We start from the raw sequence: 16,591 nt of genomic DNA, 5'->3' as shown, positions 1-16,591 counted from the left end.
CCGCCCCTCCCCGAAACCAGGGGGCCTGCCCCCTGGACCCCCGAACGCCCCTCTGGGGGAGTGTCCTCAAACGCTGGACGGGCTGAACTGCGGCCACGCACCCGCAGTCGCGCGACGGCGTACCCCGCCGCGGTCACCGTCGCGCCCGTGGTGATCGCGGCGGCGCGGCCCGCGCCGCCGGGGCGGCCCCGGAGGGCGTCCCCGAGGCCGCGCGCGGCACCGCGCGGAAGGACCCGCAACGCATAGGCGCGCTCGGTCTCCAGCCCGGCCTCCGTACCGACGCTCCGGGTCACCAGGGCCTTGGACAGCCCCTCCGCATAGCACCGGGTGCGGAAGTACGAGAAGCGCTCGCGGGGCGCGGGGACCCGGTGCCAGATGACGGCCCGGTCGTCGATCAGAAGCAGGGCGCCGGGCTTGGCCTGGGAGAGGCGGATGCAGAACTCGGTCTCCTCGCAGCCCATCGGGCGGCGGTCGCCGTCGCGGCCGATGCCGGTGGCGAAGCCGCCCGCGATGTCGAAGGCGATCCGCCTGAACGAGGCGTTGCCGCCGAGCACATTGCGCACGGGCGCACGCCCGGACGGCTGGCCGAGGTAGGAGGCGCCGACGACCCAGTCGAATTCCCGGGGGAACCAGGGGGGTCGGCGGCCGGAGGCCCAAACGGGTCGGGTGCGGCCGCCGACGCCGAGGACGAGGGGGTCGGAGTAGGCGTCGGCGAACCAGTGCAGCCAGTCGCGTTCGGCGACCGCGTCGTCGTCGAGGAAGGCAACGACGTCACCTTCGCAGGCGGCGATGCCCGTGTTGCGCCCGGCGGAGAGCCCGCGTGGCCCGGCGTTGGCCAGGACGCGGACCGGAGGATCGTCGGCGTACAGCTCCGCAAGCCGGTGCAGCAGCCCGGGATTGTGGTCGACCACGAGCAGAATCTCCCGCACCGGCAGGCTCTGCGCCCGCACCGAGGCGACCGCGGCGAGGATGTCGCCCCAGCGGTCCTCGGTGTAGACGCAGATGATCACCGAGAAGGAGGGGCGCTCCCCGCTCACGCTCACCGCACCTCCTTGCGATGGGCGCGGCGGCGCTCGCGCCGTTCGTGAACGATCACGCGCAGCACCCGAAGACCGTCACGGACGGCCCGCAGATTGCTGACGCCGTGGATCCGTACGTACTCGTGGCTCGGTATCTCCTGCACTCGCAGGCCGGCCTTGACCACTCTGATGTTCATCAGGGTCTCGACCTCGAAACCGGTGCAGTCCAGGGTGATCTTGTCCAGGCAGTGCCTCCAGAAGGCGTTGTAGCCGTAGCAGAGATCGGTGTAGCGGGCTCCGAACTTGGCGTTGACCACCGCGCAGAGCACGTGGTTGCCGAGTTTTCGGATCGGTGTCATGTCGTCCGTGCCACCGCCGTTGGCGAAGCGCGAACCCTTGGCGAAATCGGCCCCCCCGACCAGGGCCGACACGTAGGAGACGATCTCGCTGCCGTCAGCCGAGCCGTCCGCGTCGACCATGACGATGATCTCGCCGGTGCAGGCGGCGAATCCGCTGATGAGCGCGTCGCCCTTGCCCTTTCCGGTCTGTGCGACGACCCGCACGTCCGGCCTCAGCTCGCGTGCGACCTTCACCGTGTCGTCCGTGGAGTGCCCGTCGACCAGGACGACCTCATGGATCCAGGAAGGCAGAGTGGCGAAGACGTGAGGCAGGTTCTCCGCCTCGTTCATCGCCGGGATGACCACGCTGACCAGCGGCGCGATCGCCAAGTGCGAGGAGACCTCGGTGAAATGGGAAGGCAAGACCGAAGGAGCCTGCCCGGTGACTACCGGGCGCAAAAAGGAGCTCATGAGTCCTTTTTCCCTCTCGTCCGGTGGACCGCCCGCCCCGGGCGGTCCAGTGGTGTGTCCGGTTCGAAAGGGGGGTTTCACCTGGCCCCAGCCGGTTCCGCACAGGCGGCATCGACTGTTGGCGGGCAAGGTGAGTTGGCATGCGTCTGGGCCGCGCGGCTCGCAACTCGGTACATGTCCCTGTGACCGAGCACGGCACCCCCCTACCGCGCCCCGCGCCTATCCATCGCGACTGACGAGCCCTCCCCGGAGCCGCTGGCTGTGATGGATCGATGCGGGTTGATGTACGACGGTATTGATGATGGAGACTCTATGGCAATACCTGTGACATGGTTACGTTTGACTGGAATTGAACCTAACCTGTCGCATTGATCTTCCATATCCGGCAATGTCCGTTATTGAGCTCCGGCGCGCAACCGCCCCACGCGCTTGAGCAACCGGTCCGCCGGCTCGCGCAGCCGGGGTCGTGCCGTCACCGCGTTGCGCAGCGCGCGCACCGGCGCACGCCGGGCCCGGTGCCCGACCGCGACCGGATGGCGGCGGGTCACCCAGCCCTCGGAGACGGTGAGATCGCGGGTCTTGAGCGACTCCTTGTACTCCTTCTCACCGCGCCCGAGATCCAGATACGCCACGCCCTCGGCGGCCGCCGCCTCCGCCATCCGCAGGTGCAGGATCAGCCCCGGCGAGTACTTGGCGTACGCCGGGTCGTACGCCGGAAACCAGCACGCCAGCACCGATGGCGAACGCATCCCGAAGTGCGCGGCGACCGGCCGCCCGTCCGCGTAGAGCACCGACAGCAGCCCCGCGAAGCCCTTGCTGCGTGAGTGGAAGAGCTGCTCGACCAGCTCGACGATCCACGGCCGGGAGAAGCGGTCGCTGCGCCCGGTTCTTCGGTACTGGGCGGACTTCCACTCCATGAGCGTGCGCAGGGCGGCCTGGTCCCGCTCGTCGTGGACGTAGCGGACTCCGCCGAGGTCGCGCGCCAGCTTGCGCTCCTTGGCGAGGGTGGTGCGTACGAACTTGGGGGAACGGGACCGAATATGGCCGAGATACGTCGCGTAGCCGTGCTCCACGTCCATGACGGGTGACGGATACGAGCCACCGGCACCCTCCTCGAAGGGCTTCTGGCCGTCCACCAGGTGGTCGAACTCCCATACGGCGAGCCCGCAGGCCCGCAGCAGCTCCCGGGCGTCCCACTGGAAGCCGGGCCGGTGCACGAGGCCCTGGCAGTCCGAGAGGCCGAGGCCCACCGCGCGGCCGACGCCGGCGGCGGTGCGCTGGAAGGGGAAGAACGCGACCGGTTCGCCTTCCTCGCGCAGCACCGCGATCCGCACCCCGCGGCGGTGCCGCCCCACGGCGAGGGCGAATTCCGGTGCCAGGAAGGGATTGTCGAGCTGCGGGCTGCCCATGGCGGCGGCCTGCGCCTGCGTTTCCGCCCACGCCGCCCGGTCGGCCGCGGTCAGATCGCCGGGGCGGTACACCGAGATGTCCACGGTCAAGGGGTCTGCCTTTCCGCGTCACGGCCGCTGTCACAGCCGCCGTCACGGCTGTACGCCCGCCGCGCGAGCGGCAGCAGGAACAGGGTGGCGCTCACCGCCGTGACGACGCCCACCCCGCCGCGTACGGACCAGATGTGCAGGGCCAGCATCCCCTGGGAGACCAGGAGGTCCACCACGACGGCCCCGGCCGCCGCGATGACCACCCGGCTCAGCGGATCGAGGCCGCGCAGCGCGGCGGCGAGCGCGGCCCCGGGCGCGACCAGGAGGAAGAACAGGGTGAACGGGGCCCGTATCGGCGAACCGATGTCCGCAAGGGCGAGCACCGCGCCGACGCCTCCCACTCCGACGGCGGCGCCGGCGAGCAGTGGGAGTGATTCCTTGCCGAGCGTCTGTTTGCGCGTTGGTTGCATTGGCGACTTTGCCCCCCAAAACGCCGGATGCAGGGCTTCAATGTCGCGCAGCCCCGGCAGGCGCGTCAAGAAAACGGCCAGGAAGCAGCCAGCGGCCGCCGCTCCGAGGGGACGACGGCCGCCGTTCTTCGCTTGCGGTTACGAGATGAGCTGGAGCAGCTTGTTCGGCGAACCGGTGCCGACGCTGGTCAGCTTGTTCGACGCGGCACCGGCGACCAGGGCGCCGGCGACGGTGGCCGGGGTGGCGCTGGTGTGGCCGGCCAGGTAGACGGCCGCGGCACCGGCGACGTGGGGGGTGGCCATCGACGTACCCGAGAGGGTCGCGGTGGCCGTGTCGCTGGTGTTGTAGCCCGCCAGGATCGACGAGCCCGGGGCGAAGATGTCCACGGTCGAGCCGTAGTTGGAGTAGCTGGCCTTGGCGTCCGCGCTGGTGGTGGCGCCGACGGTGATCGCCGTGCCGACCCGGGCGGGGGAGTAGCCCGACGCGTTGGCGGAGGAGTTGCCGGCCGCGACCGCGTACGTCACGCCCGAGGAGATCGAGTTGGCCACCGCGGTGTCGAGCGAGGTGCTGGCGCTGCCGCCCAGCGACATGTTGGCGACCGCCGGGCTGGTGTGGTTGCTGGTCACCCAGTCGATGCCGGAGACCACACCGGAGGTGGTGCCGGAGCCGTTGTTGTCGAGCACCCGGACGGCGACGATCTTGGCCGACTTGGCGACACCGTACGTCGAACCGGCGATGGTCGTGGCGACGTGCGTGCCGTGGCCGTTGCCGTCCTGCGCGGTGCTGTCGTTGTCGACGAAGTCGTAGCCGTACGAGGCCCGGCCACTGATCTGGGTGTGGGTGATCCGCACGCCGGTGTCGATGACGTAGACCGTCACGCCACTGCCCGCGGTGTCCGGGTAGGTGTAGGTGCCGCTCAGCGGCAGGCTCGCCTGGTCGATCCGGTCCAGGCCCCACGGGGCGCTCGACTGGGTGGCGTCGGCGTGGACGACCTGGTCCTGCTCGACATAGGCGACGGACGGGTCGGCGGCCAGTCGCTTCGCCTCGGTGGCGGTGAGCTTGGCCGAGTAGCCGTTCAGCGCGGTCTTGAAGGTCTTCTTGACCGTGCCGCCGTAGCCGGATATCAGGCTCTTGCCCTGCGTGGACGCCGACTTGAAGCCGGCCGACTGCTTCAGCGTGACGATGTAGCTGCCCTTGATCGCTTCGGGCGAGTCGGCGTGCAGGACTTTGCCTTCCGCCGGAGCTGCGGCGTGGGCGGGGAGTGCGGTTCCGGCGCCGAGTGCGGCGGCGGCCGCCGTAGCGGCGAACGCTGCGGCGATCCGCCGCTTGGTGGTGCGCATCACTGCCATCGCGAGGGAGTCCTCCTCGATCGGTGGCGCGCTGTGGTGGTGCGTGCGCGCTCTTGTGGGGGGTGCGCGGTACGCGGGATCGCGAACCTGGCCGAGAGTCAGAATTGGGTATTCCTGGTCTCTCGTCTTGCTAAAGATTCACCGAACTACGCCTGTAGAACAAGGGTGTTGAACGGATGTCATAGCCCTGTCATACGACTGCAATCCCACGCATGTCCATGTCAGGAAATTCTGGCATGAACACTTCCCGAACGGGTTACCGCTTGGTACGACAGATGCGGCAGAGATCCTGCTAAGGGAGGTTTCATGAGACTGTCCCGATTCCTGGCGGCCGCATCCGCGCTGCTCCTTACCGCCGCTCTCGCCCTGTTCGGTGCGGGTTCGGCACACGCCGCAGGCCCTGTGTACGTGGCCCTCGGCGACTCCTACTCCTCCGGCGTCGGCTCCGGCAGCTACGACAGCGCCAGCGGAAGCTGCTACCGCAGCACCAGGGCGTACCCCGCGCTCTGGGCCGCCGCGCATACTCCGTCCGGGTTCTCTTTCACGGCCTGTTCCGGCGCGAAGACCACCGACGTGATCAACAGTCAGCTGGGCCCGCTCAGCTCCGCCACCACCCTCGTCAGCATCAGCATCGGCGGCAACGACGCGGGCTTCTCGGACGTCATGACCACCTGCGTCCTCTACTCCGACTCCACCTGCCTCAGCCGGATCAACACCGCCCGCGCCTACGCCACCAACACCCTCCCCGGCCAGCTGGACGCGGTCTACAACGCCATCACCGCCAAGGCGCCCTACGCGCACGTCGTGGTGCTCGGCTACCCCCGCTTCTACAAGCTCGGCACGACCTGCATCGGCCTGAGCGAGACCAAGCGCTCCGCCATCAACTCCGCCGCCGACCTCCTGGACGACACCACGGCCAAGCGCGCCGCCGACCACGGCTTCACCTTCGCCGACGTCCGCTCCGGCTTCACCGGGCACGAACTCTGCTCCGGCTCCGCCTGGCTGCACAGCCTCACCTATCCCACCTACGAGTCCTACCACCCCACCGCCTCCGGCCAGTCCGGCGGCTACTTCCCCGTGTTCGCGGCAGTGGCGTAGGGCTCAGCCCCACCTCCGCCTCGGCTCCGTCCCGGCCCCACCGGCCCCCGGCCCGTGCCGGGGGCCGGCGGCTACCATGCGGGTGGTGGGGACATCGCTGACGCTGGCCGAGATCATGCCGTGGGCGGTCGCACCGCTGCGGCTCGGGCGCGGTTGGGTGGTGGCGGCCGAAGCGGCCACCCTGCGGGCCCGCTGGGACCGGCTGGTCACAACAGAACCGACCGAGCGCGACACGCTGTTCCAGGTCACGAGATCGCGCAGCCCGCGCTCAGCGGTGCCGCAGCTGCCCGGACACCCCGCCCCGGGCGGGCGCCTGGCCAGGGAGGACGGGCCCTGCCCCGAGCCGGTCCAGGTCATGCACGAGCCCTTCGACCGGCAGTGGCTGATACCGGACAACCGCGTGATCGACTCCGCCCGCCCGGAGTTGTGGCGGGTCGCCGACACCACGCACCAGCTGTACACCGTGGAAGCGGCCGAAGCCCCGCCCGCCTACTCCGCGCTCCTCCCGGTGGGCCGCCAGGGCCCCATCCGCCCCCTCTACCGCCGTCCCGGTGGCCTGGACCCCAACCTCGCCCCCGGCCTCCTCGGCCACCTCACCCACCGCCTCGGCCTGCCGGTCACGCCGGAGGACGTACTCGCCTGGACAGCCGTCGCCGCGACCCCCGAGGTCACCCTCACCGCGTCCCCCGCGCTCTGGGCGGAGGGCGTCTCGCTGGGCCGCGAGATCGTATGGCTCCACACCTACGGCGCACGGTTCGGCACGGGCGGCCGACCGCGCATGCCGGGCGGTCGGCGCCCCTACGTTCGTTCCGCGATCCCCGGCATACCCGACGCCGCCACCTACGACCCCGCCGAGCAAGCGCTCCGCCTCGGCACCGGACTGGTCTCCCCGGTCCCGCCCGCCGCCTGGCCGTTCGCCGAGCCCTGGTGCGAGCGCCGCACCTCCCCCGGAGCCCCCGGCACCCTCGAGGCCATCCGCCCCCCGACCTGGCCTCGCTCCCGCACCTCCGAACTGCTCGAACTGGTCACCGTGCTCGCCCTGTTGGCCGATCTGGAACCCCGCCGCACTGACCTCGCCGCCCGCGTGGACGCCGCCGAGCCCATCGGGGCGGAAGAACTGCGCGCCTTGGGAGTCCTGCCGGTTCCGGACACTGCCCGGCGCCCCGCCTCCGTACTGGACCACCACGAGGAAGGCCCGGACGGCCAGTACGCCCTTCTTTGACCTGGACCCGGCGCCGCCAGCTATTCGTCCACCCGCTCCTCAAGGCGGACGGTCACCGTGTCTCCCTCCCCCTTGCCGATCGCCTTGCGCACGTCCGCCTTCACCGGCAGCTTGTGGGTGCCGTCCCCCAGGGCCATGAACGAGCTGCGGAACGGATGACCGTCGATCGTGCCCCGGACCTTGACCAACCCACGGGTGCCGAAGAAGTCGGCCGCCTCGGGCCAGACGACATAGGTCCAGCCGCCCTTGTTCGGGCTCTTCTGCAGGGTCGCGGTGAATTGCCTGTCCAACATGGCTGCCCTCTGATCAGCAGATTTCAGTGTCTCCAGGTAAGACGGAAGCGGGCGGGAAAACTCATCGCCGACCCGCGAGGACAGGCCCCCACTGACCCGCAGCCGCGAGGATACGTAGGAGGGGGTGCGCCGGGTTGCCCCCGGAAGCGACGAGAACACACGGGGGGCAACCCAACGCCCCCGGTCACGTTCGAGCGCTGAGGAGGCTGCCCGGTGGCGGCCCCGACCCCAGAACGGACAGGGCGCACCCGGTGCAGGCGGCACGGCCGCGCGGTGAGCGCGGCCCGCCGGGAGCTGTTCGGCAACGGGACGGCAGGCACGGCGGGCGCGGCCTGGCCGGTGGCGCACCCGGTGGTGGCGTCGGGGGGGAGGGGCCACTCGCGGCGTGTGCGCCGCTGGCGGTGGCGTCGTTACGACAAATCGACAAAGTGACAGGTCCGGACGATCGCACTGACGCGCCGAGGGGTGGCACGGCGCGGTGCCGGGACAGTGCGGTCTTCCGGACCCGTCAGGAACCGATGGCTCAGCCGCGGCTGCCGAACAGCGAACGGCGCAGCCGTCGCAGCGGTGCGAAGAGCGAGACGCGGGCACCACGGCTGGCCTTGGTGTGCGAGCGGTCGCGCGAGGTCAGCTCGCGCATCAGCAGCGTGGCTTCCTCCGTCTCGCGCTGGGGCAGGGCAGGGCCGCCCAGTATCGCGAGATGACGGTCGACGCGCGCGCTGGACGCACTGTTTCCGCAGTTGATGGCAGGCACGCGCGGCCTGCTCCGCATAGCTATCTGTTCCATGACACTCCCCACCCGTTCGAGGGCACCCGGCACCGGGCAGGGTAACCCTATCGCCTGGCTGCGTCACCCGCGCATCCCCTGCCTCGGATTCACCTCTGAGTCAAGGCTGTTGACGCGATAGTGCCGGTTTCCCGCACCGTCAGGGGGAGTTGGGCGACGGGGGTGGTGGTGGGCTGCTGAGATCCGCCATCCGGCTCAACAGTCACCGCAAATGCCGTGGAACGGTCATTCAGTGCGGTAGCGACCAACGGACCGCCGTTCGACGGCAGGAGGCCCACCGATCGTACGGAGGCCGCGTCGCCGCCCATCAGCCACAGCTGGTAGACCCGCCCGGCCGGCGCCGACGGCAGTCCGTGGATGGTCACCACCGCCCGGTGCAGCGAGTTCGACACGACGGCGGTGATGCCCCGGCCCTGGCTGTCGCTGCCGCTCCTGGCGGTCGCGTCGGGGGCGGCCAGCACCTGGTTGACGGCAGCGGAGGCGTCGCGCTCCCGGCCCAGCTCGGCATCCGTACGTACGAACAGCACACCCAGCACGACAGCCGCCGCCAGACAGAAGCCGGCCGCGACCGTCGTCAGCCGGATCCGGGGCTTGGCCCGCGACCTCGGGCGTGTCGCGGTGGCGGCCGGCCGGGCCGCGCGCACCGGCGAAGCACTCTCCTGCGGCGTCGTACGCACCGCCGTCAGCACCCGGTCACGCATGAACAGCGGCGGCGGGAAGGAGGCGGCGCGGCCCAGGCGTACGGCGTCCTGGCCGAGCATCCGCACCTCGTAGGCGCAGGGCTCGCAGCGCGTCATGTGCCGCTCGAAACGGCGCAGTTCACGCGGCTCCAACGCGTCCAGCGCGTAGGCCGCGGCGAGTTCGTGGATTCGGCGACTCATGCCGCGCTCCCCAGGCATTCGCGCAGCCTCGTGAGGCCGTCGCGCATGCGTGTCTTGACGGTGCCGAGCGGCACGGACAGGCGGCCGGCCACCTCGCGATAGGTGTAGCCCTCGTAGTACGCCAGGGTCACCGACTGCCGCTGCAGTTCCGTCAGCCGCTCGAGGCAGCCGCGTACCCATTCGCGTTCCAGGGTGCCCTCGACGGCCTCCGCGACCTGGTCGAAGGCGGGCCCGTCGGACCGCCGGCCGACCCGCAGCTCCCGCTCGGAGGCGGCGCGCGCCGACCGTACCCGGTCCACCGCCCGCCGGTGGGCGAAGGTCAGGATCCAGGCCAGCGCCGTGCCACGCCCCGGGTCGAAACGGGGGGCGCTGCGCCACACGTCGAGCAGCGCCTCCTGGGCGACCTCCTCGGACTGCGCGGGATCCCGCAACACCCGCCGCACCAGCCCGTACACGGGGGCCGCCACCAGGTTGTACAGCTCCTCGAAGGCCTGATGATCGCCGCGCCCGACCAACGGCAGCAGCCGGTCGGCCTCTTGGCTGTCCCGGATGTCCTTACGAACCACATGCACCGCGTCTCCTCCCCTTTCAGGCCTCGTCATTGTCCTCACAACAGGCATTCGTAGGGAGGGATCTCAGCGGATTGCCCCATCGACCAATCCGTTGCCGCCCGGTCTCCGAACACCCCCGTGAGCGCCTCTGCCACAGGGCACCGGCACTTGAAGCCAAAGGACCGACGCGATGACCGCAGACATCAGGAGCAGGCTCAGGCTCAAAGCCCGGATCCGGGCGGGGGGAACCCGCAGGATCGCCCTGCTCACCGTGGCCGCGCTGGCCGCCGGTGGACTCGCCACGGCCGGCGTCGCCGCACTCCGGCCCGGGACCGCCGTCGCCTCCAGCCACCGCGAGGCCCCGCTGATCTCGGGCCAGCCGCAGTTCGACAACACGGACCTGTACGCCTTCGTCAGTCCCGACCACGCGGACAAGACGACCCTGGTGGCCAACTTCATCCCCTTCGAGGAGCCGGGCGGCGGCCCCAACTTCTACAAGTTCTCCAACGCCGCCCAGTACGACCTCCACATCGACAACGACGGCGACGCCCAGAGCGACTACGTCTACCGCTGGACCTTCAAGGACCACTTCCGCAGCGGCGACACGTTCCTCTACAACACCGGCGAGGTCACCAGCCTCGACGACCCGGACCTCAACTTCTTCCAGACGTACAACGTCGACCTGCTGAAGGTGCACAAGTCGCGGGTGGTGAAGAAGACCCGGATCGCCCGCAACGTGCTCGTCGCGCCGTCCAACGTCGGCAAGGCCTCCATGCCGAACTACGCGACGCTGCGCGACCAGGCCGTCAAGGGCATCGGCGGCGGCACCAGCGTCTTCGCCGGCCAGGCCGACGACTCCTTCTTCGCCGACCTGCGGGTCTTCGACCTGCTCTACGGCGGCGACCTGTCCGAGGTCGGCAACGACACCCTCAAGGGCTACAACGTCAACACCCTCGCCATCCAGGTCCCCTCCACGTACATCCGCGAGTCCAAGAAGCAGCCGATCCTCGGCATCTGGGCCACCACCCAGCGGCTCAACTCCAGCGGCCACTACGTGCAGGTCTCCCGGCTCGGCAACCCGCTGGTCAACGAGGTCGTCAACCCGCTCAAGGACAAGGACAAGTTCAACGCGTCCTCGCCCTATGACGACGCCCAGTTCCTTGACAACGTCACCAAGCCGGAGCTGCCCAAGCTGATCGAGGGCATCTACAAGATCAAGGCCCCGGCCGAGCCCCGCGACGACCTGGTCTCGGTCTTCCTGACCGGCGTCGACGGGCTCAACAAGCCGCCGTACGTGCGCGCTTCGGAAGAGCTGCGGCTCAACACGTCGATCAAACCGGCCAAGTCACCCAAGCGCCTGGGCGTGCTCGACGGCGACAACGCCGGCTTCCCCAACGGGCGGCGGCTCACCGACGACGTGATCGACATCTCGCTACAGGTCGTCGAGGGCGAACTCGTCGGCAGCAAGAACGACCTCGGCGACGCGGTCGACGCCAATGACGTGGACTTCCAGCACAGCTTCCCGTACGTCGGGCTGCCCGCGTCCGGCTCCGACGGCCCCACGGCGAAGAACGCCACCACCCAGTCCGACCGCACCCTGCTCAACGGCGGCGCCCTGGTCCCCTCCGGTGACAACCGCACGCTGGTCGTGTCCGCCGTCTCCGGCGGCATCGGCGTACTGCTCATCGGCTCGGCCCTCGCGTGGTGGCGCATGCGGCGCCCCCGTCGCGCGCACGCCGGTCGCTGACCCCCACCACCTGGCGCGGCCCGGACACTCCCGCCCCCAGCCTTCGGCCGGGGGACCCCCACCGAGCCACGCCCGCCCGCCCGGCACCCGCCTGCCGGGCACGGCTCGGCCGCCCCCCCGTTCCCCGGGGCGGCCGAGCCGCAACCGCCTGAACCCCGTCGGTCCGTCCCACCCAGGAAGGCACATGCGATGCCCGCATCGGCAGAAACCGTGACCACGTCGGCGCAGCCCCGGCCGCCGTGGCGGCGCAGGCTCGGCGCCGCGGGCGTCGTCGTGGCGCTCGCGGCGGCGCTGACCGCCGGGGCGATCGTCATCGGCGGCACCGGTGGGCAGCCGGCGGCCGCCACCCGTACGACCGCCGCCGACGCACCGCTGGAGCGGATCGCGGACGGCGACCTGGCGAGCGGCATCGCGGCCCTGCAGACCCATCTGCGGACGCAGCCCAAGGACGCGGTGAGCTGGGCGACGCTCGGCGCCGCCTATGTGGAACAGGCCCGCACCACCGGTGACCCGACCAGATATCCCCAGGCCGAGGAGGCGTTCGACCGTTCCATGACGATCCAGCGCAAGGACAACGACGCCGCCCTCGCCGGCCGGGCCGCCCTCGCCGCCGCCCGCCACGACTTCCCCGCCGCCCTCCGCAACGCCGAGAGCGCGCTGACCATCAACGCCTACAACGAACGCGCCCTGGCCGTCCGCATCGACGCCCTCGTCGAACTCGGCCGCTACGACGCCGCCTTCCGCGCCGTCCGGCACGCGGACTCCATCCGCCCCGGAATCCCGATCTTCACCCGCTACGCGTACGTCCTCGAACTGCGCGGCGACCCCAAGGGCGCCCGCCGCGTCCTCCTCGACGCCCTCGGCTCGGCCGTCTCCCCGGGCGACATCGCCTACGTCACCACCGCCCTCGGCCAACTCGCCTGGAGTCAGGGCGACTACACCACCGCCCTCAAGCACTACGCCGAAGCCCTCCGCGTCTCCCCCTCCTACCTCCCGGCACTCGACGGCCGCGGCCGTACCTACGCCGCCCGCGGCCAACTCGCCGACGCCGCCCGCGACCTGGCCGAGGTCGTCCGCCGCTACCCGCTGCCCGCCCAACTCGCCGCCCTGGGCGAGGTGTACGAGGCCCAGGGTGACCGCAAGCGCGCCCAGCAGCAGTACGGCGTCGTCGGCACCTGGATCGCCCTCGCTCGCGCCAACGGCGTCGCCACCGACCTCGACACCGCTCTGGTCGCCGCCGACCACGGCGACCGCGACGAAGCCCTGCGCGCCGCCCGTGCCGAATGGCAGCGCCGCCACAGCGTCCACACCGCCGACGCCCTCGCCTGGGCCCTCCACGTCAACGGCCACGACCGCGAAGCCCTCACCTACGCCAAGCACGCCGCCGCGCCGGGCTACCGCAACGCCCTCTTCCTCTACCACCGCGGCATGATCGAACGAGCCCTCGGCGACCGGTCCGCCGCCCGCACCTCACTCATCGCGGCCCTCAAGCTCAACCCCGGCTTCTCGCCCACCGCTTCGAAGACGGCCCGCACCGCCCTGCACGCCCTGGGCGGTGCGAAGTGAGGCGCCGGGCGGCCCGGTTCGGGGCCGTACTGGCGGCGGGCGCCGCACTGCTGATGCTGCCGACAGCGGTCGCCTCGGCCCACCCGCTGGGCAACTTCACCGTCAACCGGTACGACGGGCTCGTCGCCGGATCCTCACGGCTGACCGTCGACCACGTCGAGGACCTGGCCGAGATCCCCGCCGCCCAGGCGAAGCCGGTCATCGACACGAACGAGGACAACGCCCTGTCGCCGGGCGAGTTGACAGCCTGGGCCTCGGCCCGATGCGCGGCGGCCGCGCGCGGCGCCCGGCTGACGGTGGGCGGCACGGGCGAACAGGTCACCGTCGGCTCGGCGAAGGCCTCCCTGCGCCCCGGCCAGGCGGGCCTGCCGACGCTGCGGGTCGAGTGCCGGCTCGGGGCGGCACTGCCGCGCGGGGCGGCGGCCACGATCGCGTACCGCCCGCAGGACATCGGCACCGGACCGGGCTGGCGGGAGATCACCGCCCGGGGCGACCGCCGGACCCTCACCGGCTCGGACGTCGCGGAGCAGTCGCTGTCCCACCGCCTGACGGCCTACCCGAAGGACCTCCTCTCCTCCCCGGCGAACGAGCGCTCAGCGGCGCTGCGTACGAAGCCGGGCGGCCCGGCGCTCTCCGCCGCGCCCGCAACCGATACGCAGGGCGGCGTCGCCTCCGTACTGCCGCGCGGTGCGGACCGCTGGACCCAGGCCCTCACCGGGCTGGTGGCCCGCCACGACCTCACCCCCGGCTTCGGCGCGCTCGCGCTCGGCACCGCACTTCTGCTCGGCGCACTCCACGCCCTGGCCCCCGGCCATGGCAAGACCCTGATGGCCGCTGCCGCCGCGGCGGGCGGACGCGGTTCGCGGCGCGACATGTTCGCGCTGGGCGCCTCGGTGACCGTCACGCACACCCTGGGCGTCTTCGGGCTGGGCCTGCTGGTGACGGCCGGCTCGGCGGCGGCGCCCTCGATCATCGGCTGGCTGGGAGTCGCGAGCGGCCTGCTCGTCGTCTTTGCGGGTGCTGCACTGCTGCGGCGGGCGTGGCGGCTGCGGGGTCGCCCACACGACCACGGGCATGACCACGGCCACGACCACGCGCACAGCCATCACCACGACCGCGTGCTCGTCACGGCTTCGGCGGCGCCTGCCTCCCACGGCCACGCCGCGTTGCCTGCTGCCGAGCCGCACCACCACGGTCACGACATTCACCATCACCACGACCACGACCACCCGGCCAAGCCCACCCTCCGGGGCACGATCCTGCTCGGCTTCGCCGGGGGACTGGTCCCGAGCCCGTCCGCCGTCGTGGTGCTGGTGGGCGCGGCGGCCCTGGGGAAGGCGTGGTTCGGGTTCCTGCTGGTGCTGGCGTACGGCGCGGGGCTGGCCCTGACGCTGACGGCGGCGGGCTTCGCCGTCGTGCGGCTCGGGAAGCTGGCCGGCCGGGTCAAGGTCCGTCGCGGTGGCCGGCTCCTTGCGCTCGCCCACCGCGTGGCGCCGGTCGGGACGGCGGCCGTGGTCTTCGCGCTGGGCTGCGGGCTCGTACTCAGGGGCGCGGCGGCGACGCTGGGTTGAGGGAGGTTTGTGACTGAAAGGGCCGTTGAGGGGGAAAGTTCGGTCATGCTGGGCGGCGACGCGATGGGGGGCGCCTGATGACGACTCGGATGGTGGCGGGACGCTACCGGCTGCTCGGCGAGTTGGGCCGCGGCGGCATGGGCGTGGTGTGGCGCGCCCGCGACGAGGTGCTGGGCCGCGAGGTCGCCATCAAGGAGGTACGCGCCCCGGACGGCCTCGACGACCACGAAGTCCGCCGGCTCTACGCCCGGCTCGAAGCGGAGGGCCGCGCGGCAGCCCGCGTCGACCACCCCAACGTGATCACCGTCTACGACGTGGCGATGGCCGAGGGCAGCCCCTGGATCGTCATGGAACTCGTCCGCGGCCTCTCCCTCTCCGACATCCTCGACGCGGACGGCCCGCTCACCCCGCGCCGCGCCGCCGAGATCGGCGGCCGCGTGCTCGCCGCGCTGCGCGTCGCCCACGAACGGGGTGTGCTGCACCGCGACGTGAAACCCGGCAACGTACTCATCGGCAACGACGGCCGCATCGTCCTCACCGACTTCGGCATCGCCATCATGGAGGGCACCTCCGCCCTCACCCGCACCGGTGAAGTCGTCGGTTCGCCCGAATACCTCGCCCCCGAGCGCGCCCTCGGCCGCCGCACCGGCCCCGAGTCCGACCTCTGGTCGCTCGGCGTGCTGCTGTACGTCGCCGTGGAAGGCGGCTCGCCCTTCCGCCGCGACACCGCCCTCAGCACCCTGCGTGCCGTCGTCGACGAACCCCTGCCCGAGCCGCGCCACGCCGGACCCCTCGCGCCGGTCATCGCGGGCCTGCTCCGCAAGGACCCGGCCGAGCGGCTGACCGGCCCCGACGCCCAGCGCGTCCTCGACGCCGTGGCTGCCGGCCGGGCGGCCTACACCCCGACCGTCGCCCTGCCGCCGAGCCCGCCCCCGGCGCCGCTTGCCGCCACCACCGTCGCCACGGACGCCGCCGCCGGCCCGCCGCCCCGCCGGGCCGTCGTCGCCATGGCCGCCGGCATCCTCGCCCTGGCCCTCGCCGCCGCCGGCGTCGCCTGGGCCCTCCTCGGCGACAACGCGGGCGGCGCCTCCTCCGCCAACGGCCCCAGCGCCACCACCTCCGCCGGCCTCACTTCCAGCGCCCCCACCACTACGAGCCCCACCACGTCCGCCCCAACCCCCACCACCCCACCCCCCGCCGCCCTCCACCTCACCGTCCTCGTCTCCGCCACCCGCGACACCTACGCCGGCCCCTGCCCGCCCCCCGACGCGGCCGCCCCCTCCTTCTCCGCCGTCATCACCGTCAGCCGCACCCCCGCCACCGTCACCTACCGCTGGCGCACCCACAACGGCGGGAGCTCCGACCCCGCCTGGAAAACCGCCCACTTCGCCGCCGGCGACCCCACATCCCGCACCGTCACCCACACCGAGCTCTCCCACCCTGCCGACTACAACCCCTCCACGGACTGGATCGCCGTCGACGTCAACCAGCCCCTGACCCTGCAGTCCAACCACGTTTCCTTCACGGTCACTTGCCAGTCCCCGTCCCCCAGCGCGAGCAGCCCGTCGGCCTCGCCAACGCCCTGACCCCCTCTCGTCCCGCGTCCCTCGCACGGCTCGGCCCCGAACGCCCTCCGGGCGTGTCCTCAAACGCCGGACGGGCTGAATTCACCCGTCCGGGTTGTGGGTAGGCCGTCCGCCTGAGGCGAGCGAAGCGAGATGGGGGCACCTCCCAGACGGAGTCTGGGGGAGGGCTGGCACAACCCGGCCACGGACCCGCACCCGACAA

General features: G+C 71.7%; 15 protein-coding genes. 6 read left to right on the top strand and 9 right to left on the bottom strand.

Features of this window, described 5'->3' with window-relative positions; translation table 11 throughout:
- From ACFXJ5_RS24775 to ACFXJ5_RS24755, 5 genes are all read right to left on the bottom strand, one after another.
- Positions 1-1,037, bottom strand: a 1,037-nt coding sequence (locus ACFXJ5_RS24775) for a glycosyltransferase family 2 protein (protein ID WP_384635228.1), incomplete at its 3' end; no start/stop codon positions are given.
- 2 nt (positions 1,038-1,039) lie between these two features.
- Positions 1,040-1,828, bottom strand: coding sequence for a glycosyltransferase family 2 protein (locus ACFXJ5_RS24770; RefSeq protein ID WP_384634963.1), 789 nt, complete (start codon positions 1,826-1,828; stop codon positions 1,040-1,042).
- 395 nt (positions 1,829-2,223) lie between these two features.
- Positions 2,224-3,321 carry a GNAT family N-acetyltransferase gene (locus ACFXJ5_RS24765; protein WP_384635225.1) on the bottom strand — a complete coding sequence of 366 codons (1,098 nt, stop codon included), beginning with the start codon at positions 3,319-3,321 and terminating at the stop codon, positions 2,224-2,226.
- A gap of 2 nt (positions 3,322-3,323) precedes the next feature.
- Complete coding sequence (locus ACFXJ5_RS24760) at positions 3,324-3,737, bottom strand: hypothetical protein (RefSeq protein WP_384634960.1); 414 nt, start codon at positions 3,735-3,737, stop codon at positions 3,324-3,326.
- A gap of 138 nt (positions 3,738-3,875) precedes the next feature.
- Complete coding sequence (locus ACFXJ5_RS24755) at positions 3,876-5,087, bottom strand: S8 family peptidase (protein ID WP_384634957.1); 1,212 nt, start codon at positions 5,085-5,087, stop codon at positions 3,876-3,878.
- A gap of 306 nt (positions 5,088-5,393) precedes the next feature.
- Between ACFXJ5_RS24755 and ACFXJ5_RS24750 the strand changes: the two genes are divergently transcribed.
- Both ACFXJ5_RS24750 and ACFXJ5_RS24745 read left to right on the top strand, forming a co-directional pair.
- Complete coding sequence (locus ACFXJ5_RS24750) at positions 5,394-6,185, top strand: SGNH/GDSL hydrolase family protein (protein ID WP_384634954.1); 792 nt, start codon at positions 5,394-5,396, stop codon at positions 6,183-6,185.
- Positions 6,186-6,261: 76 nt separating this feature from the next.
- Positions 6,262-7,407, top strand: coding sequence for a type ISP restriction/modification enzyme (locus ACFXJ5_RS24745; protein WP_384634951.1), 1,146 nt, complete (start codon positions 6,262-6,264; stop codon positions 7,405-7,407).
- Between the two features lie 20 nt (positions 7,408-7,427).
- Here the strand turns inward: ACFXJ5_RS24745 and ACFXJ5_RS24740 are convergent, their stop codons facing one another.
- From ACFXJ5_RS24740 to ACFXJ5_RS24725, 4 genes are all read right to left on the bottom strand, one after another.
- On the bottom strand, positions 7,428-7,700 hold the full coding sequence (locus tag ACFXJ5_RS24740; RefSeq protein WP_384634948.1) for a DUF1905 domain-containing protein: 273 nt from the start codon (positions 7,698-7,700) through the stop codon (positions 7,428-7,430).
- Between the two features lie 523 nt (positions 7,701-8,223).
- Positions 8,224-8,487: a hypothetical protein gene (locus ACFXJ5_RS24735; protein WP_384634945.1), complete on the bottom strand. Its 264-nt coding sequence runs from the start codon at positions 8,485-8,487 to the stop codon at positions 8,224-8,226.
- A gap of 89 nt (positions 8,488-8,576) precedes the next feature.
- Positions 8,577-9,368, bottom strand: a complete 792-nt coding sequence (locus ACFXJ5_RS24730; protein WP_384634942.1) for an anti-sigma factor — start codon at positions 9,366-9,368, stop codon at positions 8,577-8,579.
- Positions 9,365-9,970: a sigma-70 family RNA polymerase sigma factor gene (locus ACFXJ5_RS24725; RefSeq protein ID WP_384634939.1), complete on the bottom strand. Its 606-nt coding sequence runs from the start codon at positions 9,968-9,970 to the stop codon at positions 9,365-9,367. Before ACFXJ5_RS24725 ends, ACFXJ5_RS24730 begins: the two co-directional genes overlap by 4 nt.
- A gap of 139 nt (positions 9,971-10,109) precedes the next feature.
- Between ACFXJ5_RS24725 and ACFXJ5_RS24720 the strand changes: the two genes are divergently transcribed.
- The 4 genes from ACFXJ5_RS24720 to ACFXJ5_RS24705 all read left to right on the top strand — a co-directional run bounded on the left by ACFXJ5_RS24720 (position 10,110) and on the right by ACFXJ5_RS24705 (position 16,389).
- On the top strand, positions 10,110-11,666 hold the full coding sequence (locus ACFXJ5_RS24720) for a DUF4331 domain-containing protein (protein ID WP_384634936.1): 1,557 nt from the start codon (positions 10,110-10,112) through the stop codon (positions 11,664-11,666).
- A 189-nt stretch (positions 11,667-11,855) separates the two neighbouring features.
- A complete protein-coding gene (locus ACFXJ5_RS24715) occupies positions 11,856-13,232 on the top strand; it encodes a tetratricopeptide repeat protein (protein ID WP_384634933.1) in 1,377 nt (458 codons plus the stop codon).
- Positions 13,233-13,285: 53 nt separating this feature from the next.
- Complete coding sequence (locus ACFXJ5_RS24710) at positions 13,286-14,803, top strand: HoxN/HupN/NixA family nickel/cobalt transporter (protein WP_384635222.1); 1,518 nt, start codon at positions 13,286-13,288, stop codon at positions 14,801-14,803.
- 77 nt (positions 14,804-14,880) lie between these two features.
- A complete protein-coding gene (locus ACFXJ5_RS24705) occupies positions 14,881-16,389 on the top strand; it encodes a serine/threonine-protein kinase (protein WP_384634930.1) in 1,509 nt (502 codons plus the stop codon).
- The last annotated feature ends 202 nt before the right edge of the window (positions 16,390-16,591 follow it).

The organism is Streptomyces sp. NPDC059373 (assembly GCF_042751495.1).
In the GTDB taxonomy this organism is placed as follows: domain Bacteria; phylum Actinomycetota; class Actinomycetes; order Streptomycetales; family Streptomycetaceae; genus Actinacidiphila.
This window is presented reverse-complemented; position numbering and strand designations above follow the sequence as displayed.

Bases quoted from the DNA above. Each gene is read 5' to 3' on its own strand.
- ACFXJ5_RS24730 (WP_384634942.1), bottom strand. From the start codon at position 9,368: ATGAGTCGCCGAATCCACGAACTCGCCGCGGCCTACGCGCTGGACGCG.
- ACFXJ5_RS24760 (WP_384634960.1), bottom strand. From the start codon at position 3,737: ATGCAACCAACGCGCAAACAGACGCTCGGCAAGGAATCACTCCCACTG.
- ACFXJ5_RS24715 (WP_384634933.1), top strand. From the start codon at position 11,856: ATGCCCGCATCGGCAGAAACCGTGACCACGTCGGCGCAGCCCCGGCCG.
- ACFXJ5_RS24755 (WP_384634957.1), bottom strand. From the start codon at position 5,087: ATGGCAGTGATGCGCACCACCAAGCGGCGGATCGCCGCAGCGTTCGCC.
- ACFXJ5_RS24770 (WP_384634963.1), bottom strand. From the start codon at position 1,828: ATGAGCTCCTTTTTGCGCCCGGTAGTCACCGGGCAGGCTCCTTCGGTC.
- ACFXJ5_RS24710 (WP_384635222.1), top strand. From the start codon at position 13,286: ATGCTGCCGACAGCGGTCGCCTCGGCCCACCCGCTGGGCAACTTCACC.
- ACFXJ5_RS24720 (WP_384634936.1), top strand. From the start codon at position 10,110: ATGACCGCAGACATCAGGAGCAGGCTCAGGCTCAAAGCCCGGATCCGG.
- ACFXJ5_RS24735 (WP_384634945.1), bottom strand. From the start codon at position 8,487: ATGGAACAGATAGCTATGCGGAGCAGGCCGCGCGTGCCTGCCATCAAC.
- ACFXJ5_RS24705 (WP_384634930.1), top strand. From the start codon at position 14,881: ATGACGACTCGGATGGTGGCGGGACGCTACCGGCTGCTCGGCGAGTTG.
- ACFXJ5_RS24725 (WP_384634939.1), bottom strand. From the start codon at position 9,970: ATGACGAGGCCTGAAAGGGGAGGAGACGCGGTGCATGTGGTTCGTAAG.
- ACFXJ5_RS24750 (WP_384634954.1), top strand. From the start codon at position 5,394: ATGAGACTGTCCCGATTCCTGGCGGCCGCATCCGCGCTGCTCCTTACC.
- ACFXJ5_RS24740 (WP_384634948.1), bottom strand. From the start codon at position 7,700: ATGTTGGACAGGCAATTCACCGCGACCCTGCAGAAGAGCCCGAACAAG.
- ACFXJ5_RS24745 (WP_384634951.1), top strand. From the start codon at position 6,262: ATGCGGGTGGTGGGGACATCGCTGACGCTGGCCGAGATCATGCCGTGG.